This window comes from Pedobacter cryophilus, assembly GCF_005116455.1.
Classification (GTDB): domain Bacteria; phylum Bacteroidota; class Bacteroidia; order Sphingobacteriales; family Sphingobacteriaceae; genus Pseudopedobacter; species Pseudopedobacter cryophilum.
In genome coordinates, this window is the sequence record NZ_SWBP01000001.1 from 983970 (window position 1) to 1010161 (window position 26192).

The following is a 26192-nucleotide window of genomic DNA, read 5'->3' on the forward strand; positions in this document are numbered from 1 at the left end:
ATCTGAAATGAATAATATCTTTTCTTATTTTATTCCAAAAGACAGAAAATTTTTCCCTCTTTTTGAAAAAGCTAGTGCCAATTTAGTCGAAATGTCTGTTTTGGTAAAAAAGCTAGTAAACACGCCTGATTTAACTCAAAGAGAGCCAATTCACAAAGAAATTGAAGATTTGGAACACAGAGGTGATGAAATTACCCACCAAATTTACCTGGAATTAGGAAAAACTTTTATCACTCCATTTGATAGAGAAGACATACACACTTTAGCAACTGCTTTAGATGATGTTGCCGATTATATGCATGGTTCTTCTAACAGAATATTGCTGTATAACGTGGTTGATATGACGGAGCCAATTAAAAAATTAGCTGAGTTAGTGGCACAGGCTTGTACAGATGTTGATAAAGCCATCAAAGAACTAAAAAACCTTAAAAATATTAGAGTAATTACAGATTCTTGCGTTAGAATTAACAGCATAGAAAACCAAGCGGATTATGTTTTTGACAAAGCCATTGGAGAACTCTTTGATTTTGAAGACGATGCAAAAGTAATTATGAAATACAAAGAAGTGCTTTCTGGATTAGAAACCGCGACTGATATGTGTGAAGATGTTGCCAATGTGTTGGAGACTATCTTAGTTAAGAACGCTTAATATTCTAAATAAGAATTTAATAATGGTTACTTCCCTTCTTGTTATTGTAATTATTTTAGCCATAGTTTTTGATTTTATCAATGGCTTTCATGATGCTGCCAATTCTATTGCTACCATAGTTTCTACTAAAGTACTTACTCCTTTTCAGGCGGTAATGTGGGCTGCACTATTTAATTTTGTTGCTTATTTTATTTTTACAGATCATAAAGTAGCCAATACAGTTGCCAAAACAGTAGTAGAAGATTACATCACTTTAGAAGTGATTTTGGCAGGTTTGGTAGCCGCAATTATGTGGAATTTACTCACCTGGTATTACGGAATTCCATCAAGTTCATCTCATACATTAATTGGAGGTTTTGCCGGTGCTGGTATTACCCATGCTTTAATACTTGGAGATACGGCGTTACAAGCCATCAATCTTACCCCAATATTAAAAACAGTAGCATTTATTGTTCTTGCACCCATTATTGGTATGGTGATAGCTATTATTATTAATCTCCTCATCATTAATATTTCTAAAAATGCCAGACCTTCAGTTGCCGAAAAATGGTTTAAAAGACTTCAACTGGTATCTTCTGCAGCTTTAAGTTTTGCTCATGGTGGTAATGATGCCCAAAAAGTAATGGGGATTATTTATATTGCTTTAGTAGCTAATAATGTGCTTGCAACCGGAGATACTATGCCAGAATGGATTCCATTGGTTTGTTACGCAGCCATAGCTTTAGGTACCATGAGTGGCGGTTGGAAAATTGTTAAAACCATGGGATCAAAAATCACCAAAGTAAACTCATTGGAAGGTGTAAGTGCCGAGACTGCTGGAGCAGTTACCTTAGGAATTACTCAACATTTTGGAATTCCAGTTTCTACAACACATACCATTACAGGTTCTATTATTGGCGTAGGATTAACCAAAAGAGTTTCGGCGGTAAGATGGGGCGTTACTTATAGCTTAATTTGGGCTTGGGTTTTAACCATCCCAGTATCGGCTACATTAGCAGGTATAGTTTATACCATTACTCATTTCCTTTTTTAGACCTAAATTAACATCATTTCACTTTGATGTTTTCTAAAATAATTTCTGATAGTTTTACCAATTCATCTTTTTCGTAAAGCTTATAATAATTTAAAAGGGGAGATTTCTCTCCTTTTTTGCTTTCATAATTAATATAGTTCTGTAGGATTAAACCATCAGCTGGTTTTAATTCTTTTACAGCTCTAAAGCGGTTTCCGCCGGTGCTATAGGCAAAATAATCCATGCTGTGATCTTGTTGGTCAAACCAAAAGTAATATACATCATCATGGTCTTTACCGCCCTTATCTTCGCTAAAGCGGATTTCAATTTCATCAAATTTCTTCCCCTTAATTTGAACGGTTTTTAAATGCTTTTTACGCACTGCCCCATCATTTAATTTTAAAGGTAAAAGCACAAAGTAAACTACTGAATTTACTGCCGCAGCATGTTTCAAAGAATCCTTTTCGGTTTGAGGAGTCACCAATCCGTTAATTTCTCTTACAAAACCATGGTTAGATAATTGATCTTTTACCTTTCCTAAACTATCATCAGTAAAAGTGCGCTCGTAAAAATAATTACCATCATTATGTTTTATGGTAAGATGATAGGCTCTAAAATCAAAGGAAATTGTTTTTTTATCTAATTTATCCATGCCGTAGAAAGCAATAGATTGATCAATAATTTTTTGAGCATCAGGCTTTTGTGTGCAAGCATTCAACAAAAAAAAGAGGGTTAAAAAGAGTAGAACAGAAGGGTATTTTTTCATACTTAAATTTAAAGATTTAAACCGATTATTTAACCGCAAAGGTCGCAAAGAATATTTAAGGAGAAATATGAGCGTTTTAGCGCTCTGTGAATCTCCGTGTCTCTGTGGTTAAAATTTTTCACGCAAAGGACGCAAAGTTTTAACCGCAAAGGTCGCAAAGAATATTTAAGGAGAAATATGAGCGTTTTAGCGCTCTGTGATCTCTGTGTCTCTGTGGTTAGAATTTTTTACGCAAAGGTCGCAAAGTTTAATCGCAAAGGTCGCAAAGAATATTTAAGGAGAAATATAAGCGTTTTAGCTCTCTGTGAATCTCCGTGTCTCTGTGGTTAAAGATTTTTTTATGCGAAGTTTTACGCAAAGGAATAAAGAGCGAAATTTAAGAATTTTATGCGTTCAGCTCTGTGATCTCTGTGTCTTTGTGGTTAGAATTTTTCACGCAAAGGACGCAAAGTTTTAAGCGCAAAGGTCGCGAAGAATATTTAAGGAGAAATATGAGCGTTTTAGCTCTCTGTGAATCTCCGTGTCTCTGTGGTTAATTTTTCACGCAAAGGACGCAAAGTTTTAAGCGCAAAGGTCGCAAAGAATATTTAAGGAGAAATATAAGCGTTTTAGCTCTCTGTGTCTCTGTGGTTAAAATTTTTCAGCCAAATCTCTCTTCCATCTCCGTATCTCTTTGGTTAATTCAAAAGACTTCGCTTTCGTAATTTTTTTATGCCAAATCTCTCTACTAACATAACTTTATTAAATTGCTCTCTATTTCCTAAATCCAACAAATGAAATTAAGAATTTTAACTGTAGTCTTTTTACTGGTATCTATATTTACACAAGCGCAAACATCGCCTCAGTTAAATGCAGCCGAGATTTTACAGAGCATTAAAAAGTTAAATGTAACAGGGAGCGTACTCTACATTGCCGCTCATCCAGATGATGAAAACACCAGGTTATTATCCTATTTAGCCAAAGAAAAATTATATAAAACGGCTTATTTATCTATTACCAGAGGTGATGGCGGACAAAATTTAATAGGGAATGAGCAAAGTGAAGATTTAGGGTTGATTAGAACACAAGAGCTTTTAGCTGCCCGCAGAAATGATGGCGCTCAACAGTTTTTTACCCGGGCTAACGATTTTGGTTTTTCTAAAACGGCCGAAGAAACTTTTAAAATATGGAATAAAGATTCGATACTTTCTGATGTGGTTTACCTGATTAGAAAATTCAGACCCGATGTAATCATCACCCGCTTCCCGCCTGATGAAAGAGCCGGACATGGGCATCATGCAGCTTCTTCTATTTTAGCCCAAGAAGCATTTTCTGCCGCCGCTGATCCGAGAAAATTTCCAGAGCAATTAAAGGAAGTTCAGGTTTGGCAAGCCCACCGCATTTTATGGAATAATTACAATTTTGGGGATAATAACAATACAGCGCCAGATCAATTTAAGGTTGATGTTGGTGTTTACAATCCGCTTTTAGGAAAAGGATATGGAGAAATAGCAGCCGAAAGCAGATCTATGCACAAAAGCCAGGGTTTTGGAAGCAGTAAACAAAGAGGCAGTTCTTTAGAATATTTTAGCGAGTGGAAAGGTGGTTTACCACAAACAGATTTAATGGAAGGCGTTAAAGTTGGGTGGGATAAATTGGAAGGAGCAGAAGAAATTGCTAAGCAAATAAGTGCTGTTCAAAATAATTTTCAGCCTCAAAAACCCGAGAAAAGTATCTCTGCTTTATTAAATATTTATACCGCTTTAAGCGGAATGTCAAAAACCAATAGTTTGGTAAATGAGAAATTGGAGGAGGTTAAAACACTTCTTTTGGCTTGTAGCGGAACTTGGTTTGAAGCTTATGCACAAAGTGCGAGTATTGCGGTAAATACCCCATTAAAGGTAAGGATTGATGCCATTACTAGGCAAAAAGGGATTGTTATTTCATCAAGCTTAAAAAAGAATGAGGAAGAGCTATCTATAAATAAAATAGTAAGTTTTGAAGGGACTCAAACGATGACCAGTACTAGTCAGCCTTACTGGTTAAATGAGGCTCATGAAATTGGTAGGTATCAAATCGGAAGAAGAGATAATTTGAACTATCCAGAGGGTAAAACAGTTTCTTTTGTGAATTTTGATGTGAGTATTAACGGTGTAAATTTGTCATTTGAGCGCCCAATTGTTTACAAATACACTGATCAAGTACGTGGAGAAATTTATCAGCCTTTGGCCATCACGCCTCCGGTAACGGCAAATTTAGAAGCCAAAGCTTTTCTGTTTAACAATGCTGATGCTAAAAATGTGACCATCAAATTAAAGGCTTTTAAAGATAATACATCGGGCACTGCAAGCTTAAGTTTGCCAACTGGTTGGGTGGCTTCGCCAGCAAAAATCCCTTTTGATTTAAAGAAATATGGAGAGGAAACCAGTTTAACGTTCTCAGTTTCTCCTTCGGCGCAAGCCAAAAACGGACAATTAAAAGTAAATTTGGCTATAGCCGATAAAACCTATCATCAAGGAATTAAGGTGATCAGTTATGAGCATATTCCTACCATCACTTATTTTCCAGAAGCTGAAGCTAAACTGGTGAAACTAGACTTAAAAACTGCTGGAAAAAACATAGGTTATATAGCTGGCGCTGGAGATTTGGTGCCTGATATGTTAAAGGAAATAGGTTTTAAGGTCACCATGCTTTCAGAAAATGAAATCATGAGCGGTGATCTTTCTAAGTATGATGCAATTATTGCAGGTGTGAGGGCTTATAACGTAAACGAGCGTTTAAAATTTGAACAAAATAAATTGATGAAATATGTAGAAAATGGAGGTGTTTACGTGGTGCAATATAATGTAAACCGTCCGTTAGTATTAGATCAAATTGGCCCTTATCCTTTTAGTATTACCAGAGATCGGGTAACAGAAGAAGATGCTGAAATTAAATTAGCGCTTCCAGAAAGCAAAGTGCTAAACTATCCTAACAAAATTACCGCTAAAGATTTTGAAGGTTGGATTCAGGAACGTGGAATTTACTTTGCGAATACTACATCCCCACAATATGAAAAACCATTAAGCATGAAAGATACTGGCGAAAAAGCAACCGATGGTGCTTTGTTAGTTGCCAATTACGGAAAAGGGAAGTTTGTTTATACAGGTTTGGTTTTCTTTAGAGAATTACCCGCCGGTGTGCCAGGCGCTTACAGGTTATTTGTGAATTTAATTTCTAAATAAAATGAGACATTCTTTTTACGCTCGTTTTTTTCATTTACCCTATTTATCCATTAGATTTGAATTAAAAATAAACACACATGGAAGAGAATTTTGATTTTCAAGATTATAACTGGTTATACTACGTAATAGGTTTGTTTTTTGGTGCTTTAGCCGGTTGGGCTGTAGAAGGTCATTTAATTATTGGTGCTATTTTAGGTTTATTAACCGGTGGATTATTCCAGTTTTTAATCAATAAAAGTCGTGGAGGAGCCTAATCAGGATCTTCCTCCTTTTATAAAAACTTGGAATCATTTCTACGCCATTGTAATGATATGGCTGTTTTTTCTCATTTTCTTTTTTGATTTTATTACCACTTATTTTTCATGAGTGCAATAGACTGGATAGTTTTAGGCTGTACCATACTGTTTATTGTGGTTTATGGTATTTACAAAAGCCGAGGAAGTAAAAATATAGATGGTTACCTATTGGGTGACCGTTCTTTGCCTTGGTATAATGTGGGTCTTTCTGTAATGGCCACTCAAGCTAGCGCTATTACTTTCTTATCCGCCCCGGGTTTGGCTTACGCCGATGGAATGCGTTTTGTACAATTTTATTTTGGCCTCCCAATAGCCATGATTATCCTTTGCATCACCTTTGTACCCATTTATCATAAATTAAAAGTTTATACTGCATATGAGTTTTTAGAGCACAGGTTTGATGTAAAAACAAGAGCATTAACAGCTTCTTTATTTTTGATTCAAAGAGGGCTTTCTACCGGGATAACCATTTATGCACCATCCATTATCCTATCTACAATTTTAAATATAGATACTACTTATACCACTTTATTTATTGGTTCGGTAGTGATTATTTATACCGTTTTTGGCGGTACAAAAGCCGTTTCTTATACTCAAATGCTGCAAATGAGCATCATTTTTTGCGGATTGTTTTTAGCCGGATTTGTAGTGGTTTCTATGTTGCCAGCATCCGTTGGTTTTACCAAAGCATTAAATATTGCGAGTAAAATGGGTAAAATGAATGTGATAGATTGGCATTTTGATATGAACAATCGTTACACCATTTGGAGCGGAGTAATTGGCGGTTTATTTTTACAACTTTCTTATTTTGGAACAGATCAATCTCAGGTTGGGCGCTACCTCACCGGAAGTTCTGTAGGGCAAAGTCGCATGGGATTGCTAATGAATGCGATGCTGAAAATACCTATGCAATTTCTGATTTTATTAATCGGGATTCTAGTTTTTTCATTTTATCAATACCAAAAGCCTCCTATTTTTTTTAATAGCTATGAGCTAAATAAAATTCAAAAAAGCAGTTATAGCGAAGAGTTTAAGCTTAAAGAAGCCGAGTTTAATGTTGCATTTGAAGAGAAAAAATTAAAGGTAATTGCTTTAGACAAAGCCTTAACAAAAAATGAAAATGTGGCCGCTACAAGCAGTGCGGTAAAAGCCGCAAACCAAAAATTACAAGATAAAAGAACCGAAGCTTTGGCCATTATGAAAAAGAATGACGCCAAAGCAGATACTGATGACACCAATTATGTGTTTCTACGTTTTGTGACGCAGTATTTACCCAAAGGGTTGATAGGATTATTAATAGCTATTGTTTGTATGGCCTCTATGGGTTCAACGGCCAGTGCATTAAACTCTTTGGCCTCCACCACCTCGGTAGATATTTATAAAAGATTTATTAACAAAGGCGGGTCAGAATTAAATTACTTAAACATTAGTAAGCTGGCTACTTTGTTTTGGGGGATTCTGAGTATTGGAATGGCACTTTACGCCAGTAAATTAGGTAACTTATTAGAAGCGGTAAACATATTAGGTTCCTTATTTTATGGGACCATTTTAGGCGTGTTTCTGGTTGCTTTCTATTTCAAAAGAATTGGCGGAAAAGCCGTTTTTTACAGTGCCATCATCAGCGAAATCATCATTTTTATTGCCTTTAAATATGACTGGATGGCTTATTTATGGCTCAATGTTTTTGGTTGTGCTTTAGTCATCAGTTTTGGATTATTGATACAACAATTTATACCTGCTAAAACAGTAAAGCAGGTATGAATTTTATCAAAGACATTCTCTCTTTCTTAGAAAACAGGAATTTATCAAGCTTAAAAACTCAGCTCCAGTAAAATTGGGCAATGGTCAGAGTGTTTAGCTTCTGGTAAAATAGTGGCTCTTTTTAAATTGTTTTCAAGTGCAGTAGTCACCATATGATAATCAATGCGCCAACCTAAGTTTTTAACTCGGGCTCCAGCCCTATAACTCCACCAAGTATAATGATGAGGATCGGTATTAAAATGCCTAAAAGTATCTATAAAGCCACTTTTTATAAAGTTTTCCATCCATTCTCTTTCCTCAGGTAAAAACCCAGATGAATTGGCATTAGATTTTGGATTATGAATATCAATAGGTTTATGGCAAATGTTATAATCACCAGAAATTACCATTTTAGGATATTTAATTTTTAGCTGATAAATGTAATCTGCAAAATCTTCTAAAAATTTATATTTAAACAGCTGACGCTCGTCGCCACTAGAGCCTGATGGAAAGTAAGTGCTCATCACAGAAAAATCTTTAAAATCAGCTCTTATCACTCTTCCCTCACGGTCATATTCTTCAATGCCACAGCCATATTCTACATGGTCGGGCTCTATTTTACTGAAAATGGCAGTTCCAGAATATCCTTTTTTTTCTGCCGGATACCAATAATGCTTATAGCCTAATTGTTCTAAAACCAAAATATCTACAATTTGATCTGGCGTGGCTTTTATTTCTTGTAAACAAACCACATCTGCATCAGTAGCTTGCAGCCAGGCAAACCATTCTTTATTAATTGCCGCCCTAATTCCATTTACGTTGTAAGAGATAATTTTCATTTGCTTAAGCCTTTTAATAATTTTCTAGTTTCTCCTTTTTTCAATAAAGTCACCTGCATTTTAACATCTTCTTTTGGTCGGTTATTTCCATCTACAGCAAGTGCGGTAATTTTATCAACCATTTCTAAGCCTTTTACTACTTCGCCATAAACGGTGTAAGACTGATCTAAAAATGGCGTACCACCTAAAGTTTTGTAGATCTCTCTTTGCTCTGTAGGGATTTTTCTACCTGCTAATCGGCCATTTTCAACAGCATCTAATTCAGCATCGGTGTAAACTTTTCCTTGTACAATATAAAACTGACAACCGCTAGAGGCTTTCTCGGGATTGTTATCTCGGGCAGCAGCCAAAACTCCTTTTTTGTGAAATAAATTAGGCACAAACTCGGCAGGTACCGTATAACCTAAATCGCCATTACCTAATTGCTCGCCTGCTTTTGCCGTTTTAGAATTGGGATCACCACCCTGAATCATAAAGTTTTTTATCACTCTGTGAAAAAGTGTTCCATTTAACGAGCCTTCTTTAGCCAACTTCATAAAGTTGTCTCTATGTTTTGGAGTTTCGTTGTAGAGTTTAATAAAAACTTCGCCATAAGTGGAGCTAATTTTAACGTAAGTATTTTTAGGTTTAGAAGCCATTGCCTGCAAACTAAATACTGTAAATAGTAAGAGTATCGCTTTTTTCATGTAACAGCGTTTGATTATAATATGTAAATAAAAGGGATCAACAAATTTGTATTAGATCTAAAATTAAGATGTTTTTGAAGATTAAAAAATATCTTCAAAGTATTTTACAATTAAGGTTTTCAAAAGCATCTCTTGCTCTAAAACATTGTATGCCGGAATAGGCTTAATTCTTTTCCAATGAGGCCAGCCATCTTGGTCTACACCTTCTAATTCGTAAAAACCCAATTCAGAAAAAAGCCTGCAATTTGCAATGTGCATGAGTTCTTCTTTTTGCCTTTTACTAAATTTCTTTGGTCCTTTTCCTAATTCTTGTACGCCAATTAAAAATAAAATCACCTTTAAATCGGGCGCTTCGTTATCAAATTGCTGAGCTAGTTTATTTTGTAGCTCCTTAAATTTTATGTTAACTTCTGAGGGTTTCATCAGTAGCAAATATATAAATGATGTGTACTTATGATTGTAAAATTCAAGGCTATTTAATTCTACATCATGCTAATGTTACTTTCAAATCACATATTTAAGGCTTAAATACTTAAATTTGTGAATATGGGTAAAGGTTTTGCAAAAGTAACGCTATGCATTGTACTTACATTTTCTATGTTAAGTGCAGCCATACCTTTGCACAATGTTTTTCATAACCATTATTTTATTAAATTAGATGATTGTGCAGAAAACACCTGTAAAAGTCATTTAAAAAACCATACAGAACATTGTCATACGCATTCTGATGCAGTTTTTCTGGCAGATTTGCCAAAAGAAATAGCAGTAATAAACTTGCTGCAAACTGCAAAACAGCTGCAAAATTTCTTTAAAGAAGATAACTATTTTCAATTCTTTTTCCTTACTAAAAATAAGGCTCCCCCTGCTTTAATTATTGCGTAATACGTTATTAATTAATTTCCACTTATTTTTTTAAAATGGTTTTTTTAAAAAAGCTGATTTCTATAGCGTTTATAATGCTCCTAGGATTTAGTGATGTTGTATTCAGTCAAGAATGTGATTTAATGTTGTTTGGCGCAGTAAAAGATGCTCAAAGCGGCGATTTATTACCTGGCGCTAGCCTAAAATTAATAGATAGCAAGCAACAAGTAGTCACTGATATTGATGGTCATTATCACTTTGAAAAACTCTGTAAAGGCGATTATACTCTAGAAATTACTTATATAGGTTTTCAAACGGTTAAACAAAAAATCAGTATTACTAAAAATACAGAATTAGATATCCTTTTAAAAGTGGATGCCAGTTTATTAAACGAAGTGGTGGTTGCTGAAAAGAAAACTATTGAAGCACCTGTGCAAACTAAGTCTGTATTAAGTGGGAAAGATTTAGAGCTAACAAAAGGAGCGAGTTTGGGAGAAGCGCTAAAAAAAATCCCTGGTTTAAGTTCTATCCAAACAGGGCCTTCTATTTCTAAACCGGCTATTCATGGCATGCACTCTAACCGAGTATTAATTTATAATGCAGGGGTGAGACAAGAAGGGCAGCAATGGGGGGCAGAGCATGCACCAGAAATAGACCCTTTAATTGCTGATCAAATTGTGGTTTTAAAAGGTGCTTCGGCCGTGGTTTATGGTTCTGATGCCATTGCGGGCGTAATTTTAGTGGAGCCTCAAGAATTGCAATACGGAAAAGGCTTTAACGGCGAAGCTAATCTTATTGGTGGATCTAATAACGGACAAGCCTTGTTTAATGTGAAGGTAGAAAACTCTTCCTCAAAGAATCCTAATTGGAGTTGGCGGGCATATTTAACCTCTCAAATTGCTGGAAACGCAAAGGCGCCAAATTATTACTTGGCAAATACCGGTTATCAGCAATTAAATGGTGCGATAATGTTGGGCTACAAGAATAAAGGTTTTGGGACCGAAATTTATGCGAGTAGTTTCAACTCCAAACTTGGGGTTTTTAGAGGAGCGCAAATTGGTAGCACTACCGATTTACAAAACGCTATTGACGGATTAAGACCTTTGCCCGATGCAGATTTTGGCTATAGCATTGGTCGTCCTTATCAATTGGTGAGTCACAGTATTATTAAACTTAAATCGTTTTTTGAATCTAAAGGTTTGGGAACTTTTGAGTTACAATACAGTTTTCAGCAAAATAATAGGGAAGAATATGATCAAATTAGAGCTTCAACCGGTAAAGATTATCAGTTAAGATTTGAGCTTTCTACGCACAACTTAGATTTCCATTTAGACCATAAAATTGGCGATAAAATTTCTGGTAAAGTTGGCGCTACAGGTGTATTTCAACAAAACTTTTACGACGGCCGCTTCTTAGTTCCATTTTTTAATAGTGCGGCATCTGGTTTTTATGTTTTAGAAAAATACAGGGCTAATAAATTTGAAATTGAAGCCGGCTTACGTTATGATTATAAATACATGATTGCAAGGTTGCGAGAAAACCCAAACGTATCCACTTCGCCAGAAATCAGACCCGAATTTAATTTCAGTCAATTCTCTGCTTCTTTAGGCACAAACTATCAAATTGGAAATGCGGTGTTGGCTAATTTCACTTTTAGTAAAGGTTGGAGACCGCCTTCTATTAATGAATTGTTCAGTTTTGGTACACACCAAGGAAGCGGAACTTTTGAAATTGGCGACAGAAATTTAGTAGAAGAAAGTGCCTTTAATTTTTCTGCCGGATTAAAGAAAGAACAAGGGAAATTTACATTTGACGTAAACGCATACCTCAATTTAATTGACAATTACATTTACTTAAAACCTAGTAACGAGTTAATTTTAACCAGCCGCGGCGCATACCCAACATTTAATTATGTACAGGTAAATGCAAGGTTTGCCGGTGTAGATTTTTTAAGCGGTGTACAAGTAAGCAATCGTTTCCAGTTGTTAGGGAAATACTCAACCGTAAGAGCTTACGATAGAAATACTAATGCGCATTTAGAATTTATACCAGCAGATAAATTTGGATTAGATGCCGTTTTCAATTTCGAAAGTATAGGGAAATTTAAAAAGAGCACTTTAGATTTCGGCGTAAGCCACACCACTCGTCAGGATAGAGTTTTGCAAGCCCAAGATTACGCCGCTACGCCAGCAGCTTACACTCTGTTTTCGATGGATTTAAGTACCAACATTAATTTATTTAAAAAGTCACTTGGTTTTAGCCTTACCGTTCAAAATTTAACTAACCAGGTTTATAGAGATTACTTAAACAGGTTTAGATATTTTGCTGATGAACAAGGCCGTAATTTTATTTTTAGAACAAAAATTCCTTTTTAACTTATTTAAAATTCAACAACATGTACAATAACAAATTAAAATTTATAGCTATCGCAATTGCAGTTCTTACATTATCACTAAACGGATGTAAAAAAGACGATTTACCAGATGTTGAAGAAGAAGAGCTGATTACCACCATCAGGTTAAAATTTACTAACACAGCAAACGCTGCCGATGTAAAGACAATTACCTGGAAAGATGTTGATGGTACCGGAGGAAACGCACCAGTAATAGATGCTTTAAGCTTAAAAGCGGGTTCTACTTATGCTGTTGTAGTTGATGCCGTACTTAATGAAACCAAGAGCCCTGCCGAAGATATAAAGGCAGAAGTAGTAGCCGAAAGTGACGAACACTTATTTGTTTACAAAGCATCTGGCGCTAATCTTACTTTTAGTAATTTTGATAAAGATAAAAACAACTTTGCAGTAGGTTTAAGCGCAACCGCAACCACAGGAGCGGTAAGTACTGGTACTTTTACTATTATTTTAAGACACCAACCCGCTGGAGCAAAAAACGGAACAGAAACTCCAGGAAGTACAGATTTAGAAGCGGTATTTCAAACATCCATTACCAACTAATTTAAAATAGCTTTAAAATGGCGTTCAGTTTTTATTGCTGAGCGCCATTTTTTGTATCAACCTATTTAGGTGAGCAGTCTAAATTTTAGCCATTTTTAGCCTTTATTAAGCTTAGAATAAATTTTTATTTTATCATCATTTAGCCTTTGCAAATTTTGCAGAGGCTTTTTTGTATGTTCTTTTAGGGTAAAGAAAAAGAATAATTTGGGCGTAACCCCAATGAATCCCGATAGCTATCGGGATGGGGTCAGGCTTTACGTTTCAAGTCCTCGCTTCATTGTATTTCGCTGTGGGCTTTGCACTGCAATCCTTTACGCAAAAGGCTGTGCTTTATATATTCTATTGTAGGTTAAATAAATAATGGTACTTTTAATTATCTATTTTTAAATACATCTAAAATAAGATCACATATATGAAATATATACGCTATAGGTAGCGTATAGCAACTAGTTAGCGGTAATTTTATTGGGCAGACCTTTATACAAAATCCAAATGAAAAAAAATATATTCTTAACAATATTTGTTTTAACATTATTGACAATTATTGGTTGCAAAAATGAAAAAAAAGAACAGCTAAAGAATGAAAATGTTAAAGCTCTGACAAATCGTAATTTTCAAAATATAACTAGACAAGGAAAAGATACAATAATTGAAAACAAGAAAAATTTGAATATCAATTCTATTTATAATTCAAAATTTATTGAAATCAAAAATGTATTAGTTAACGAACATAAAGTAATATTATTGAAAAATGAATTTGATGCAATATATCCTAAAAATGACTCAATAAGAACTATACTTTGGGAATGTGGAAGTCCGTTTGAATGGTTAGATAAAGAATGGATGGTAAAAACTTATGGTAATGAAAATAAAGAGAAAGGAACGTTTGAAAATTTTAATGGCGTAATAACCACGATTTACGGGAAAAATATTGAATTCAGTACAAACGATCATATTGTATTATTTGATATGGCATTCGCTGAAAATAATTCTTTTAAAATATTAAGTCATAATATTACATTAGATAAAAACTTAACATTAGAAGAATTTAAAAAAATATTTCCAAATGCAGAAATTGAGAATTTAGAGAATAAGAATGAAGTTAGAGCCAGATTTTATCTAGCAAAAAATATGGACGATGCATTTTTGTTTTATTTTAAAAATGGAAAATTAGATTATTTTACTTTATGGTGGCTTTTGTGCTAAAAAAACTACCGCTAACATGGGTTTGGCAAAAGTGGGGCTTTAGTACTAGACTGAGCACTTGTACTTTCTATTAGCTTTTATGCTAAATTTGAACTTTAGTACTTTTTAATCCCCACCTTCGCCAAGCTCAAAAACGTTATAGGCAATTCAAACGAACCTAATGAAAACAAATATCCTCGCTTTTATATGTTTTCTTCTAATCACTTGTAATAATCCAAAAAAACAAGTAGTTAAAATTTTCCCAGACTGTGAAGCTGGTTTAATGGAGGCTGGAATATATGAACTTGGAGCAGTTACTTCTATTCCGAAAATTAAAGTTCCAGACAATGCATTTTCGGTAATTATAGATACAAGTTTTAAAGCAGAAAATTATACTCCTTATTTCGTTGAAGCTATAAAAACAATACGACAGGTTAAGACTGACGAATTTGAAACTCGTTTCAAAGATTTTAATGACGGGAAACAAATCGTGTGGTTAATAAACAAATCACATAAAAAGATTTTACTCCAAACTGCGCTTTTCGACCTTATCGCAGTTTTAGAAGCACAAGATTCGAACAATATTTGGAAACCTGTGGAGTACATGAGACCAGTTTTTGATAATTTTCAGTACGACTACATAGAAATTGCTACGAATACAGCGAGTTTTTTTAAAGTGAAACTGCCTACCGAAGGAAGCTTTAAAACAAAATTTAGATACAAAATTTTAGGAGAAAAAGCTTTTCTTTATTCGCCAGAATTTAGTGGTAAAATAGACCCTTGTAAATTTATTCAAGACACGACAGAAACTTTAAAAAAAAAATCAATGCTCGAAAAATTTGTAAATTATGTCAACTGAACTGGCTATAACAGCAAATTTGTTCAAAAATGGCTGAAGGTGGTTCAAGTTAATTCATTAGTTATTTACTTAATTTAGTGCGGGCTGAAAATGATTCTGCAAGCAATGCCATTTCTGCACAAATTTTCAAAACGTTGTGCGACACTTTAGAAAACCTGAACTTAAAATAACAATCTCCTTTAATTTTTGACATTGAAGAATTTTATCAATAAAAATTTACTTTTATTAGGCGGCATTTTAATGCTGTTCATTTCCTGTATGGCAATTTGGGGAAACTTAGTTGACTATGATATTTATCGAAATGGATTTGAAATTACAGCAAACGTTATTGAGGCGCCAGAAAATTGCGATGATATTTCATCACGAGGGGGATTTTGTAAATTAGAATATAACGGAAAAATTTATGTTGAAAAAGCAGGTAATAAATTTTGCCATTTAGTTTCGGGAAAAAATAAAGTGAAAATGTTGACAAACAAAAATTTTTCAGAATTAATTTTCCCAAACGAGTTCAATGATTTTGAATTTGCATCAGGATTTTTGTTGCTAGCGTTCGCATTATTTTTAATTATTAAAAACTTTGTAAAAAAATAGCAAATACAGGAAAAATCAAAAAGCGATCGCACAACAGCGGTTTTGCGCAACTGCTGGTTTTGTTGTAAAAGTTCGTTTTTATTTTCATAACTTCGTTTTGTCCAGCCGAGAGAACTCAGTTCCAATTGCCGCAGCTGTCGCAAAGCCACAGGACGTCAAACTGTCTAAAAACCTCCAATCTGTTTTCCACAATTAATGATAACTTCTAAGGTGGCTATTTTGTATTTTCAAGTATGAAATTCATCACTGGAAAAGACAGGAACCAAACCGAGTTTTTCTGCTTAGAACAAGCAATCGTTCAAGATAACGAGGTTCGTCTGATTGATTTATTTGTTTCCTCCATCAAACTTCAAGACTATGGTTTTGAGATGGACTTTATTGATAACGGCAGACCCGCCTATCACCCTGCTGAACTGTTACGTCTTTTTATATATGGCTACCTCAACCGTATCCGTTCTTCCCGTCAGCTAGAAAAGGAATGCAGACGTAATATCGAACTGATGTGGCTCATGAAAGGTTTGGCTCCCGATCATAATACTATTGCCAATTTCAGAAAAGATCATCCTAAAGCCATTCGCAAGGTGTTTCATGCTACAGTAGCCTTAGCTAATAATTTCGATCTGATTGGCGGTAAACTCCTGGCGGGTGACAGCACCAAATTGAGGGCGCAGAATTCTAAAAAGAACAATTTCAATCCTGCTAAGATTGAACGCCATATTGCTTATATTGATGTTAAACTAGATGAATACCACCAGCTTCTTGCTGCTCAAGACAATGACACCAACCAACCAAAAAAAACAGAGATTGAGCAAAAGATAGTTAAACACCAACAGCAGAAAAACAAATACCAAAGCTTCCAAAAAACTTTGGATGAAACTGCAGAGCCGCAGATATCTACCTCAGACCCTGATAGCAGGCAGCTCATTACCCGCAACAACATTACCGAGGTAGCCTATAACATCCAAAGCACCGTGGATGCCAAACATTGCCTAGCGGTAGATTACAAAGTGACCAACCAGAATGACAGCAAAGCCATGGGCAACATGGTACGCAGAGCAAAAACAATATTAGGGACTAACGATTTTACCATCCTGTATGACAAAGGTTACCATACAGGTACCGAGTTCGATTATGCCCATAAACAAGGCGTGGAAGTGATGGTGGCTATTCCTGAGGTGGCTTCTCATGCTCCTGATGTCGCCTTTGATGTGGCTAACTTTCGATATGATTTGATTGCCGATGCCTACTATTGCCCTGCTGGGCTGGCTTTAACTACCAATGGCAGATGGTATTTCAAGAAACATGGAAAAACCACCAACCGGATGAAGCATTATAAAACCAAAGCTTGCCATTCATGCCCCTGTTTTGAACGTTGCACCAAAAACAAAGCAGGTAGGCTGATTGAACGGACGGAACATGCAGAAGTTATTCAAGCTAACAAAATCCGAATTGAACTCAACAAAGAGCTATACCGAAAGCGGCAGGCTATTGTAGAACACCCTTATGGTATCATCAAAAGGCAATGGGGATTCTATTATATCATGACCAAGAAAACCATCAAACATGCCGGGGCTGATGTGGGATTGATATTCACGGCTTTCAATCTGCGAAGAATATTCAATATCATCGGACATGATTTGCTTAAAAAGTACCTAACGGTACTTGCCTACTTTTTCTTACTTGTGAGGACTTATTTTAAGCGCTTATACGCTCTCGCTATTTTAGAAATCCACAACCTCATTCAAAAAATACGTTGCTTTTTTATGCCTGTAAATCGCTTATATTTACGTTGTAATCAGGGTGGTTTAAAGATTAATTTAGCTTTTTAGACAAACTGACGTTACCAGTAAGTTTAACAGACGACAATACTAATGAAAAACGACAGAAGAAATAAAACTCGAAACTACATTTTAGCAATTCTAATACCTTGTGTTATTGGATGGATATTTTCTTATTTAGCAACCAATATTTTCATTGCATATTCGTATGGATTATTTATTTGGTTGCCTTTTGTAATGGGTTTTTCATCAACTATGCTACTTGCTCATAATAACGAATCCCGAACTAAATATGATTGCTTAAATATATCCTTTTTCACACTATTCATTTATTGTCTAGGTCTTTTAACTTTTGCTTTTGAAGGTCTTATTTGTATTGTTATGGCTGCGCCAATCGGCTTACTTTTTAATTGGTTGGGTTTCCTTGTTGCTTGGAAAGTTGTGAATAAAAAAATTGCTAAAAATCTACCGACCACACTTTCAATTTTAATTCTCTCGGTTCCTACTCTTATGGGATTTGAGTTTGCAGTAAATAAAAATGAAGACCAACTAAGATCTGTAAAGACATTAATTGAAATTAAAGCTACTCCAGAAAAAGTTTGGCAAAACGTAATTGAATTTCCACAACTTAAAAAGCCGACAGAATTTATTTTCAAAACAGGAATTGCTTATCCAATAAATGCTAAAATTAATGGAAAAGGAATCGGTGCAGTTAGACATTGTAATTTCTCAACTGGAAGTTTTGTTGAACCTATAACTGTTTGGGACGAACCAAAGCTTTTAAAGTTTAATGTTGTCGACCAGCCGGAAACAATGAAAGAAATAAGTTTTTATGATGTTCATCCAAATCATTTAAACGGTTATTTTGTTTCAAGACAAGGTCAATTTAAATTGACAAGTTTACCAAATGGAAATACATTATTGGAAGGCACTACTTGGTATTTCAACAGAATCAAACCGAATATCTATTGGACAATTTGGAGCGATTTTATTATCCACAAAATACATGAAAGGGTCTTGAATCATATAAAAGAACAATCTGAAAATATATAATGGAAAACAAACCTACTGGTAACAACAAGTTTGTACAAAAATGGCTGACGGTGGTTCAACTCAGGTTTTTCGTTATTTATTCAGTTCAGTTCAGTTCAGTACGACGTTGGTTCTGCAAGTAATGCCATTTCAGTACAAATTAGCAAAACGTTACCAGCAATGAACAAACACATTTGACTAATGGGAGTAGAGGTTTATATTATTAATCTAGTAATTGGGACAGTAATCTTTTTCATTTTACGTTGGACATTTAAAAAGTTTGTAAAGGCCGACAAATTGAGAATCGGGCTGACTTGGCTCGGGACAATTATTCTGACACCGATAATCTACTTGGGTCTGATTTTTATCTTTATAAACATTATCTTTTATGAACCGACAAGGGACTTTGATAAAGGAAAATGGTTTGCCGACAAAGCAAAGAGATATGAAATGAGAGACAACATTGTTGAAAGCGAAATGCTAAAGGCAAAGAACAAAAAGGAAATAATCGACTTAATTGGACTACCCGACTTTGGTTCCGACTCGACTGACAATTGGAATTACGTCTTAGGGACTTCGGGAGCAGGATTCGGTTGGCAGTTCAATTCGCTTTTGGTCACGTTTGATAATGACAAAGTTGTAAAAGTTGAGAAGAGAGAAGTTGTGGACTAAGTGCACTGCTGGCAACAAAATATTTGCGCTAGGCGGTGTTGATCTTTATGTCCTTAGAGTTCAGCGCAGCGTCTCTAAGGATTTAATAATAGAAAAGAGTCTCCAGACTCGATAAAACCCAAATAAAATCAACTCATTCAATAAGATTCTGCAATGAATTCAGAATAACAAAATGTAATGAAATTAGTGCAATAAATATTTAAAGCAATGACGCTTAATTGATAAATTTGAGCAATGAATGCTATTTTAGACAATCCTATTTACCATGCTTTAACCACCAATCATCTTTTATTTTCTAAAGGAGATGAAAACATCAAATACTATCACCGCGAGGTAGCTTCCTTTGCCGGGATGAAAACTTATACCGAAGCAGATTTTTTAAAACTATGCGAGCAATTGCCAGATAATGGCGTTTTCATTGTTTTTTCTCCTCAAACTTTAACCATTCCTAAGCCATGGAAATTGGCTGCGGAAATTGATATGTTCCAATTTGTTTACGAGCATAATTTTGCACCCCAGCAGCAATTAGAAATTACTTTAGAAGATTTAAATAAGGAGCATGTAGAAGAGATGATTGCATTGGTAGAACTCACCAAACCCGGGCCTTTTCTCTCCAAAACTATTGATTTAAGTAATTATACTGGGGTTTTTGAGAATGGCAGATTAGCCGCAATGGCGGGACATCGTTTTCACCTAGGGAATCATATAGAGGTTTCCGCAGTTTGTACCCATCCAGATTTTTTGGGTAAAGGCTATGCTTATGCGGTTATTAAAGAGCAAGTGAAAAGGATATTAGCGAAATCTCAAATCCCGTTTCTACATGTTCGTCAGGATAATTTAGGCGCTGTAAAATTATACGAGAAATTAGGTTTTACTATCAGAACAAAAATGCAGGCTTACGTATTAACTAAATAATTTCCCCGTTCTTTTTACAGAAATAAAATCTTAACCCAAGTTTTTAAGCTTCGTTAAAATTTCTTGAATAGAAAGCTTCTCTTGCTCACCACTTTCCATGTTTTTTAAGCTTAATAAACCACTTTGCATTTCGTCGCCACCAATAATTACCACAAAAGGAATTTGTTTATCATTGGCATATTGCATTTGCTTTTTCATTTTTGCGCCAAAAGGAAAAAGCTCTGTATTGATTTCTGCTGTTCTTAATATATTTAGAATAGGAATAGCAAAAGCTTCTTCGGCCTCCCCAAAAACACAAATTAAAACTTGGGTACTTTGTTGGTTAGAAGCGGAGAACAATTGTAATTCTTCTAAAACATCATAAATTCTATCTGCACCAAAAGAGATACCCACGCCGGTTAATCCTTCTTTACCAAACATTCCGGTTAAGTCATCATATCTGCCGCCACCACCAATAGAACCCATAGCGGCTTCGTTGGTTTTGACTTCAAAAATGCACCCGGTATAATAGTTTAATCCACGGGCAAGGGTAAGGTCTAATTCAACTTTTGCTGTTCTTATACTGAAATTTTGTAGATACGAAAACACTTTATCAATTTCTTCTATACCTTTTAATCCTATCATAGAATTTGACAGTATCTCTTTTAAGGAATTTAATTTCTCTTGGTTGTTGCCTGATAAAAGGATGACTGGCTTAAGAATATCAAGTTCTTTTTTATCAAAACCTTTTTCTAAAAGTTCTTTTTCTACTCCATCAAGCCCTATTTTGTCTAATTTATCAATGGCAACAGTAAGGTCAATAATCATATCAGGTTTTCCTATTAATTCGGCAATACCTGATAGTATTTTTCTATTGTTTATTTTTATTGTAAAATCCTTTAATCCTAAATGAGTTAAAGCTTCATCATAAATGCAAACAAACTCAGCTTCGTTCAATAAAGAATCAGAACCTACCACATCTGCATCGCATTGGTAAAACTCACGGTATCTACCTTTTTGTGGTCGGTCTGCTCTCCAAACCGGCTGTATTTGAAATCGTTTAAAAGGCGAGGTAATTTCGTTTTGGTGCATGACCACGTATCGGGCAAACGGAACAGTTAAATCGTAGCGAAGGGCTTTTTCAGAAATTTGAGGAGCAATTTTTTTACTTAAGGTTCTGTAATGCTCCATTGGCTTCATAATGTTATTGAATGATTTCTCGTTATTCAATAATTTTATACTTCTCATTTCTGTATCATCATCACGGATATCACCTAATTCAATTCCAGCAGTATCTAATTGTTGAGTAATTAAACCAACTTGATCCAATACTTTTTGATTTAGAAAATCGCCAGAGTTCAAAACCTTAAATATTAATTGATCTCCTTCATCACCGTATTTCCCGGTTAAGGTATCCAAGTTCTCCATCGTAGGAGTTTGAATTTCTTGATAACCATATTTTTTAAACACCTTTTTAATGGTATCAAAAATATAATTACGTCTAATCATTTCAACCGGACCAAAATCTCGGGTTCCTTTAGGAATAGCTGCTTTCACATTTGCCATGCCGCAAAAGTAAACATTCGGCGCTTTTTAAGGAATTATTTAAAGGGAATAGTTATGGAGCGCTTTAATTGGCTGCAACCTCGGTATAATACCATTTGTCGATAATATTTTGACGCTCTTTTGCAGATAGCTTATAAAATTCGGGGTTTTTCTTGATAAAGGTTTTTAAACTAGTCATCTGGTTAAACCATAATTCGGCGTATTCTCCGGCATTTTTCATCCCATAACGGCTTAAAAACTCGGCATAAGTTTTTTGGCTTTTTAATATTTTATCTTGTTGGGTTTCAATTTCCTTTACCGCTTCTTTTGAATTAGGCAGTTTAAAATCATACTTTTTAATTTCAAATTCTTTCTTGGCTTTTAGGTAAGCCATAAAATCTTTATCCTGATTAACGTAGTAATAATAGTATTTCAAATCTTTTTCTACCTTTTGGGCAAAAGTGTTTAGACTAATTAAGGCAAAAATTAAGATGAATAACTTTTTCATTACGGGTTGTTTTATAATTAGCTCAATGTTAGCTATTTTCTTTCTTCAGGCTTTGTAAAAGTTTTTCACATTGTGCGCTAATCAACTGATAAACAGGATCAAACATGGCGTCATCTGTATAAGGATCTGGTACTGCTTCATCTTTTATAAAAAGCTGAACTTTAGCTCTTTCGTTTACATCATTGGTTAAAGAAACTACATCAGCGTAATTATTTTTATCCATCACATAAATTAAATCGAAATTTTGAAAATCTAAGGCATTAAATTTTCTTGCTTTTTGATCAGATATATTGATGCCGTGTTTTTTAGCCACCTCAATAGATCTATAATCAGGCATTTGCCCAATGTGCCAGCCTCCAGTTCCGGCCGAATCTATTTCCCAATTTAAGCCTTCCTGATTTACTAAATGTTGCATCACACCATGCGCAATAGGTGATCTGCAGATGTTTCCCAAACAAACTATTAAAATTTTCATGTTAATTATTGGTATTAGATGAACAAACTAATTTTTCTTTTCTTATTAGTTGATGCACTAAGCCTTTTTGCAGGCTTTTGATATTTATTAAGCCATCAGCTTTATCGTTTAGAATAAATTTTTCCTCATATTTTCCTACTCTATAGCAGCTGCCTTCGGGTTTATATTTATAGGTTTTATTTACAAAATTACCTTCAAGCTTCAAAGTATCATTTACTAAAGTGTAATATCCTTTAGCAAATTCCTGCCATTCTTTAGTGTCGTAACAAGCTCCTCCATTTAAATTCACACTAGAGTGAGTTTGAATGTTTAAATAAAAAGAATCGCAAGTGAAAGTGATATGGTATTGTTGGTAAGAAACCAATTGATTTTTGTTTTCAACCGAATCTTCACTCCATTTTCCTTGTAAAAAATCAACTCCGCCAGCCTGTTCCTTTTTATTAAAAGTACAAGCGCTCAAAAAAATGGCACCAAGAAATAACAGATAATATATGTTTGCTTTGAATTTCATTTTTTGCGTTAACGATTGAAGCGGCATCCTTTTTATTGTCATCCTGAGCGGAGTCGAAGGGTAACAATAAAAAGATACAGCGGAAAGCGTGTTTAAACGCCCTCATCTTATTTTAATGAACCTACCATTTCTTCTGGTTTTACCCATTCGGTAAATTGTTCTGAAGTAAGTAGTCCTAATTCTATAGCGGCTTCACGTAAAGTTTTATTTTCTTTATGTGCTTTTTTAGCAATTTTAGCTGCATTCTCATAACCAATATGCGGGTTTAATGCGGTAACCAGCATCAAAGAATTTTCTAAATGCTTTTGAATCTCTGGTAAGTTTGGCAAAATACCTGCGGCACAATTATTAGTAAACGATACGCAAGCATCGCCAATTAAACGGGCAGATTGTAATACGTTAGAAGCGATAACCGGCTTAAAAACGTTTAACTCAAAATGACCGTTAGAGCCACCAATAGAAACCGTAACGTCATTTCCCATTACCTGGGCGCAAACCATAGTTAATGCTTCTGGTTGTGTAGGATTTACTTTCCCCGGCATAATTGATGAGCCCGGTTCGTTATCAGGAATAATAATTTCTCCAATACCACAACGCGGCCCAGAGCTTAACATTCTAATATCATTGGCAATTTTCATTAAAGCTACGGCAGCTCTTTTTAAAGCGCCAGACATTTCTACCATGGCATCATGTGCGGCCAAAGCTTCAAATTTATTTGGCGCAGTAATAAAAGGTAAGCCAGTTAAATCTGCAATATGCTTTGCAACTATAACATCATATCCTTTGGGTGTATTTAAACCTGTACCAACTGCTGTACCGCCTAAAGCCAATTCTTTTACTACTTCTAAAGCGTTATTTATAGCTCTAATGCTATTGGTAATTTGTTGTGCATAGCCAGAAAACTCTTGGCCTAAAGTAAGCGGTGTAGCATCCATAAAATGGGTACGTCCGGTTTTTACAATAGTAGAGAACTCAGCTGCTTTTTTAGAAAGCGTATCTCTTAACAGTGTTAAGCCTGGTAAAGTAATTTCTACTACTTGTTTGTAAGTAGCAATGTGCATTGCTGTTGGGAAAGTATCGTTAGATGATTGAGATTTATTTACATCATCATTTGGATGCAAAACTTTTTTCTCATCAGCTAAATTACCGCCATTCATTACATGCGCTCTGTAAGCAATTACTTCATTGGCATTCATGTTAGATTGAGTGCCCGAACCTGTTTGCCAAATCACTAATGGAAACTGATCATCTAAAGAACCTGTTAAAATTTCATCGCAAGCTTTGGCTATTAAATCTTTTTTATCAGCAGATAAAACGCCTAAATCACAATTAGCTAATGCTGCTGCTTTTTTAAGGTAGGCAAAAGCATGAATAATTTCTTTAGGCATTGAAGCCTCAGGACCAATTTTAAAATTGTTTCTTGAGCGTTCAGTTTGTGCTCCCCAGTATTTATCTGCCGGAACCTTTACCTCGCCCATGGTATCATGTTCTAATCTGTATTCCATTATTGTGGTTTTTATTTGCGGCAAAATTAAGATTTTTTGTGGGGATGTATTATAATTAGCCCGTCAGATTAATGTTTAAAACTCATTTTGTTTTTATAGACATATAATTTCTAATTTTCCAGCTCGTTAAATTCAGAAAAAACATGATTAAAAAATACGCTCTTCTTCTTACTATTTGTACGACATTTTTAACCGCTTGCTCTTCTAATCCAGAAAAAAAAGAAGCTGATTTAAAGGTTAGAACAGTAGATAATGATAAGACAGATAGCTTGTTATTACTTTATAATCCTAAAAAAGAAGATAAATTTATTGCGGAGTTTGCAAGAAATCTTCATAAAAAAAGTGGCTTTAACGGAAATATACTAGTTGCCAAAAAAGGAAAAATTATTTTTGAAAAAGCCATAGGTTGGGCAGATTATTTGCACCGAGACAGCTTAAAAATAAATTCGGAGTTTGAATTAGCTTCGGTTACTAAGACTTTTACCGGTGTTGCAATCATGCAATTGATAGAAGCCAAAAAGCTTAAACTAAGTGATAATGTCAAAAAGTTTTATCCTAATTTTCCTTACGATGGCATTACCATAAAAATGTTATTAACGCATAGAAGTGGGATGATGAACTATGTTTATTTTACTGATGGCATTTGGAAAGATAAAAAGAAACCTATGAGCAATTTAGATGTAATGAACCTAATTGCAAAACATAAACCAGCGCCATACGCAAAGCCAGATACCCGTTTCCACTACAATAATTCTAATTACATGGTTTTAGCGTCTATTATAGAAAAAGTAACTGGTGGTACTTATGCTAAGTATGTAAATGAGCACATTTTTAAACCAGCCGGAATGAAAAATACACATGTTTACTCTACCACTCAATACAAAAAAATACCTGTAGATGTGGTGGGGCATGATCGTACTTGGAGGTATTCTGTGGTACAAAATTTTTTAGATGGCCCAGTTGGCGATAAAGGAATTTACAGTACCCTACATGATTTAGTTTTATATGACCATGCTTTAAAAAACGGTAGATTGTTAACTAAGCAAAGTTTAGACTCGGCTTATAAAGGACATAATACTGCGGTTAATGGTCATTTTAACTATGGTTATGGCTGGCGTATGTTTGATGGTGATAGAGGCCGTAAAGTGGTTTACCATACGGGCTGGTGGCATGGTTTTAGACATATTTATGTGCGAGATTTAAACCAAGATATTGTAATTATATTTTTAGGAAATTTAACCAACGGTAGTTTGTTGCATTTAGATGAACTGTACAAATATTTAAAAGTTCCTATCATTAGAAAAGGTGCTTACCAGGGTAATGGTAGTTTGCCCGGGAGTGATGAAGATTAGTCTAACTATTTTCTAACTCAATTTTATTTTTTTATTGAGGGATTGAAACCACCTTTAAGCCTGTGCCGCATGGACAGGCTTTTTTTGTGCTTGGTAACTTTTGAAAAACCAATCTAATTTTAGTGGAAACAATCACCAATCGGCGTAAGCAAACCAGCTCATTTATTATAGTTTTAGCCTCACATTATTCTCGATTTTTAATAAATTACAAATCCTTTTGCCTCATTTTCAATTTCTTTTGATAAAAAAGTAGGGTAAGGGACTAAAAATGCGGTATTAA

The 26192-nt window shown here is 34.9% G+C and carries 25 protein-coding genes; 16 read left to right on the forward strand and 9 right to left on the reverse strand.

Going from position 1 to position 26192, the window contains the following annotated elements; translation table 11 throughout:
- Positions 1-7: 7 nt before the first annotated feature.
- A complete protein-coding gene (locus FA046_RS04110) occupies positions 8-649 on the forward strand; it encodes a DUF47 domain-containing protein (protein ID WP_136825074.1) in 642 nt (213 codons plus the stop codon).
- A gap of 22 nt (positions 650-671) precedes the next feature.
- Positions 672-1682: an inorganic phosphate transporter gene (locus FA046_RS04115; RefSeq protein WP_136825075.1), complete on the forward strand. Its 1011-nt coding sequence runs from the start codon at positions 672-674 to the stop codon at positions 1680-1682.
- Positions 1683-1695: 13 nt separating this feature from the next.
- Here FA046_RS04115 and FA046_RS04120 read toward each other — a convergent pair whose 3' ends face one another.
- Positions 1696-2427, reverse strand: a complete 732-nt coding sequence (locus FA046_RS04120; RefSeq protein WP_136825076.1) for a DUF6503 family protein — start codon at positions 2425-2427, stop codon at positions 1696-1698.
- Positions 2428-3200: 773 nt separating this feature from the next.
- Between FA046_RS04120 and FA046_RS04125 the strand changes: the two genes are divergently transcribed.
- The 3 genes from FA046_RS04125 to FA046_RS04130 all read left to right on the forward strand — a co-directional run bounded on the left by FA046_RS04125 (position 3201) and on the right by FA046_RS04130 (position 7687).
- Complete coding sequence (locus tag FA046_RS04125) at positions 3201-5630, forward strand: PIG-L family deacetylase (protein ID WP_136825077.1); 2430 nt, start codon at positions 3201-3203, stop codon at positions 5628-5630.
- 77 nt (positions 5631-5707) lie between these two features.
- Positions 5708-5884, forward strand: coding sequence for a hypothetical protein (locus FA046_RS17205; RefSeq protein WP_169303294.1), 177 nt, complete (start codon positions 5708-5710; stop codon positions 5882-5884).
- A gap of 108 nt (positions 5885-5992) precedes the next feature.
- Positions 5993-7687: a sodium:solute symporter gene (locus FA046_RS04130; protein ID WP_136825078.1), complete on the forward strand. Its 1695-nt coding sequence runs from the start codon at positions 5993-5995 to the stop codon at positions 7685-7687.
- Positions 7688-7737: 50 nt separating this feature from the next.
- Here FA046_RS04130 and FA046_RS04135 read toward each other — a convergent pair whose 3' ends face one another.
- The 3 genes from FA046_RS04135 to FA046_RS04145 form a co-directional block, all read right to left on the reverse strand.
- Positions 7738-8505, reverse strand: a complete 768-nt coding sequence (locus FA046_RS04135; RefSeq protein WP_136825079.1) for an exodeoxyribonuclease III — start codon at positions 8503-8505, stop codon at positions 7738-7740.
- Entirely contained in the window at positions 8502-9191 is a 690-nt protein-coding gene (locus tag FA046_RS04140; protein ID WP_136825080.1) for a peptidylprolyl isomerase, read from the reverse strand. Before FA046_RS04140 ends, FA046_RS04135 begins: the two co-directional genes overlap by 4 nt.
- Before the next feature lie 81 nt (positions 9192-9272).
- Positions 9273-9614 carry a hypothetical protein gene (locus FA046_RS04145; protein WP_136825081.1) on the reverse strand — a complete coding sequence of 114 codons (342 nt, stop codon included), beginning with the start codon at positions 9612-9614 and terminating at the stop codon, positions 9273-9275.
- A gap of 123 nt (positions 9615-9737) precedes the next feature.
- On the opposite strand from FA046_RS04145, the gene FA046_RS04150 reads away from it, so the two are divergent.
- The 10 genes from FA046_RS04150 to FA046_RS04195 all read left to right on the forward strand — a co-directional run bounded on the left by FA046_RS04150 (position 9738) and on the right by FA046_RS04195 (position 20037).
- Positions 9738-10073: a hypothetical protein gene (locus FA046_RS04150; RefSeq protein ID WP_136825082.1), complete on the forward strand. Its 336-nt coding sequence runs from the start codon at positions 9738-9740 to the stop codon at positions 10071-10073.
- 74 nt (positions 10074-10147) lie between these two features.
- Positions 10148-12427 (forward strand): TonB-dependent receptor, encoded by a 2280-nt coding sequence (locus FA046_RS04155; RefSeq protein ID WP_169303295.1) that lies wholly within the window; start codon positions 10148-10150, stop codon positions 12425-12427.
- 20 nt (positions 12428-12447) lie between these two features.
- On the forward strand, positions 12448-13005 hold the full coding sequence (locus FA046_RS04160; RefSeq protein WP_136825084.1) for a hypothetical protein: 558 nt from the start codon (positions 12448-12450) through the stop codon (positions 13003-13005).
- Positions 13006-13497: 492 nt separating this feature from the next.
- Positions 13498-14211, forward strand: a complete 714-nt coding sequence (locus FA046_RS04165) for a hypothetical protein (RefSeq protein ID WP_136825085.1) — start codon at positions 13498-13500, stop codon at positions 14209-14211.
- A gap of 160 nt (positions 14212-14371) precedes the next feature.
- Positions 14372-15049: a hypothetical protein gene (locus FA046_RS04170; RefSeq protein ID WP_136825086.1), complete on the forward strand. Its 678-nt coding sequence runs from the start codon at positions 14372-14374 to the stop codon at positions 15047-15049.
- Between the two features lie 192 nt (positions 15050-15241).
- Positions 15242-15640 carry a hypothetical protein gene (locus tag FA046_RS04175; RefSeq protein WP_136825087.1) on the forward strand — a complete coding sequence of 133 codons (399 nt, stop codon included), beginning with the start codon at positions 15242-15244 and terminating at the stop codon, positions 15638-15640.
- 233 nt (positions 15641-15873) lie between these two features.
- Positions 15874-17469 carry an IS1182 family transposase gene (locus FA046_RS04180; protein ID WP_205943596.1) on the forward strand — a complete coding sequence of 532 codons (1596 nt, stop codon included), beginning with the start codon at positions 15874-15876 and terminating at the stop codon, positions 17467-17469.
- A gap of 42 nt (positions 17470-17511) precedes the next feature.
- Positions 17512-18471, forward strand: a complete 960-nt coding sequence (locus tag FA046_RS04185) for an SRPBCC family protein (RefSeq protein ID WP_136825088.1) — start codon at positions 17512-17514, stop codon at positions 18469-18471.
- 180 nt (positions 18472-18651) lie between these two features.
- Positions 18652-19122 (forward strand): hypothetical protein, encoded by a 471-nt coding sequence (locus FA046_RS04190; protein ID WP_136825089.1) that lies wholly within the window; start codon positions 18652-18654, stop codon positions 19120-19122.
- A gap of 234 nt (positions 19123-19356) precedes the next feature.
- Positions 19357-20037: a GNAT family N-acetyltransferase gene (locus FA046_RS04195; RefSeq protein WP_136825090.1), complete on the forward strand. Its 681-nt coding sequence runs from the start codon at positions 19357-19359 to the stop codon at positions 20035-20037.
- Positions 20038-20067: 30 nt separating this feature from the next.
- Here FA046_RS04195 and hisS read toward each other — a convergent pair whose 3' ends face one another.
- From hisS to fumC, 5 genes are all read right to left on the reverse strand, one after another.
- A complete protein-coding gene (hisS, locus tag FA046_RS04200) occupies positions 20068-21582 on the reverse strand; it encodes a histidine--tRNA ligase (protein WP_136825091.1) in 1515 nt (504 codons plus the stop codon).
- 64 nt (positions 21583-21646) lie between these two features.
- Positions 21647-22069, reverse strand: a complete 423-nt coding sequence (locus FA046_RS04205; protein WP_136825092.1) for a hypothetical protein — start codon at positions 22067-22069, stop codon at positions 21647-21649.
- A 28-nt stretch (positions 22070-22097) separates the two neighbouring features.
- Positions 22098-22544 (reverse strand): low molecular weight protein-tyrosine-phosphatase, encoded by a 447-nt coding sequence (locus FA046_RS04210; RefSeq protein ID WP_136825093.1) that lies wholly within the window; start codon positions 22542-22544, stop codon positions 22098-22100.
- A 1-nt stretch (position 22545) separates the two neighbouring features.
- Positions 22546-23055, reverse strand: coding sequence for a hypothetical protein (locus FA046_RS04215; protein ID WP_136825094.1), 510 nt, complete (start codon positions 23053-23055; stop codon positions 22546-22548).
- A gap of 107 nt (positions 23056-23162) precedes the next feature.
- Positions 23163-24560, reverse strand: a complete 1398-nt coding sequence (gene fumC, locus FA046_RS04220) for a class II fumarate hydratase (RefSeq protein WP_136825095.1) — start codon at positions 24558-24560, stop codon at positions 23163-23165.
- Positions 24561-24703: 143 nt separating this feature from the next.
- Between fumC and FA046_RS04225 the strand changes: the two genes are divergently transcribed.
- Positions 24704-25912, forward strand: a complete 1209-nt coding sequence (locus tag FA046_RS04225) for a serine hydrolase domain-containing protein (protein WP_136825096.1) — start codon at positions 24704-24706, stop codon at positions 25910-25912.
- Positions 25913-26192: the final 280 nt, after the last annotated feature.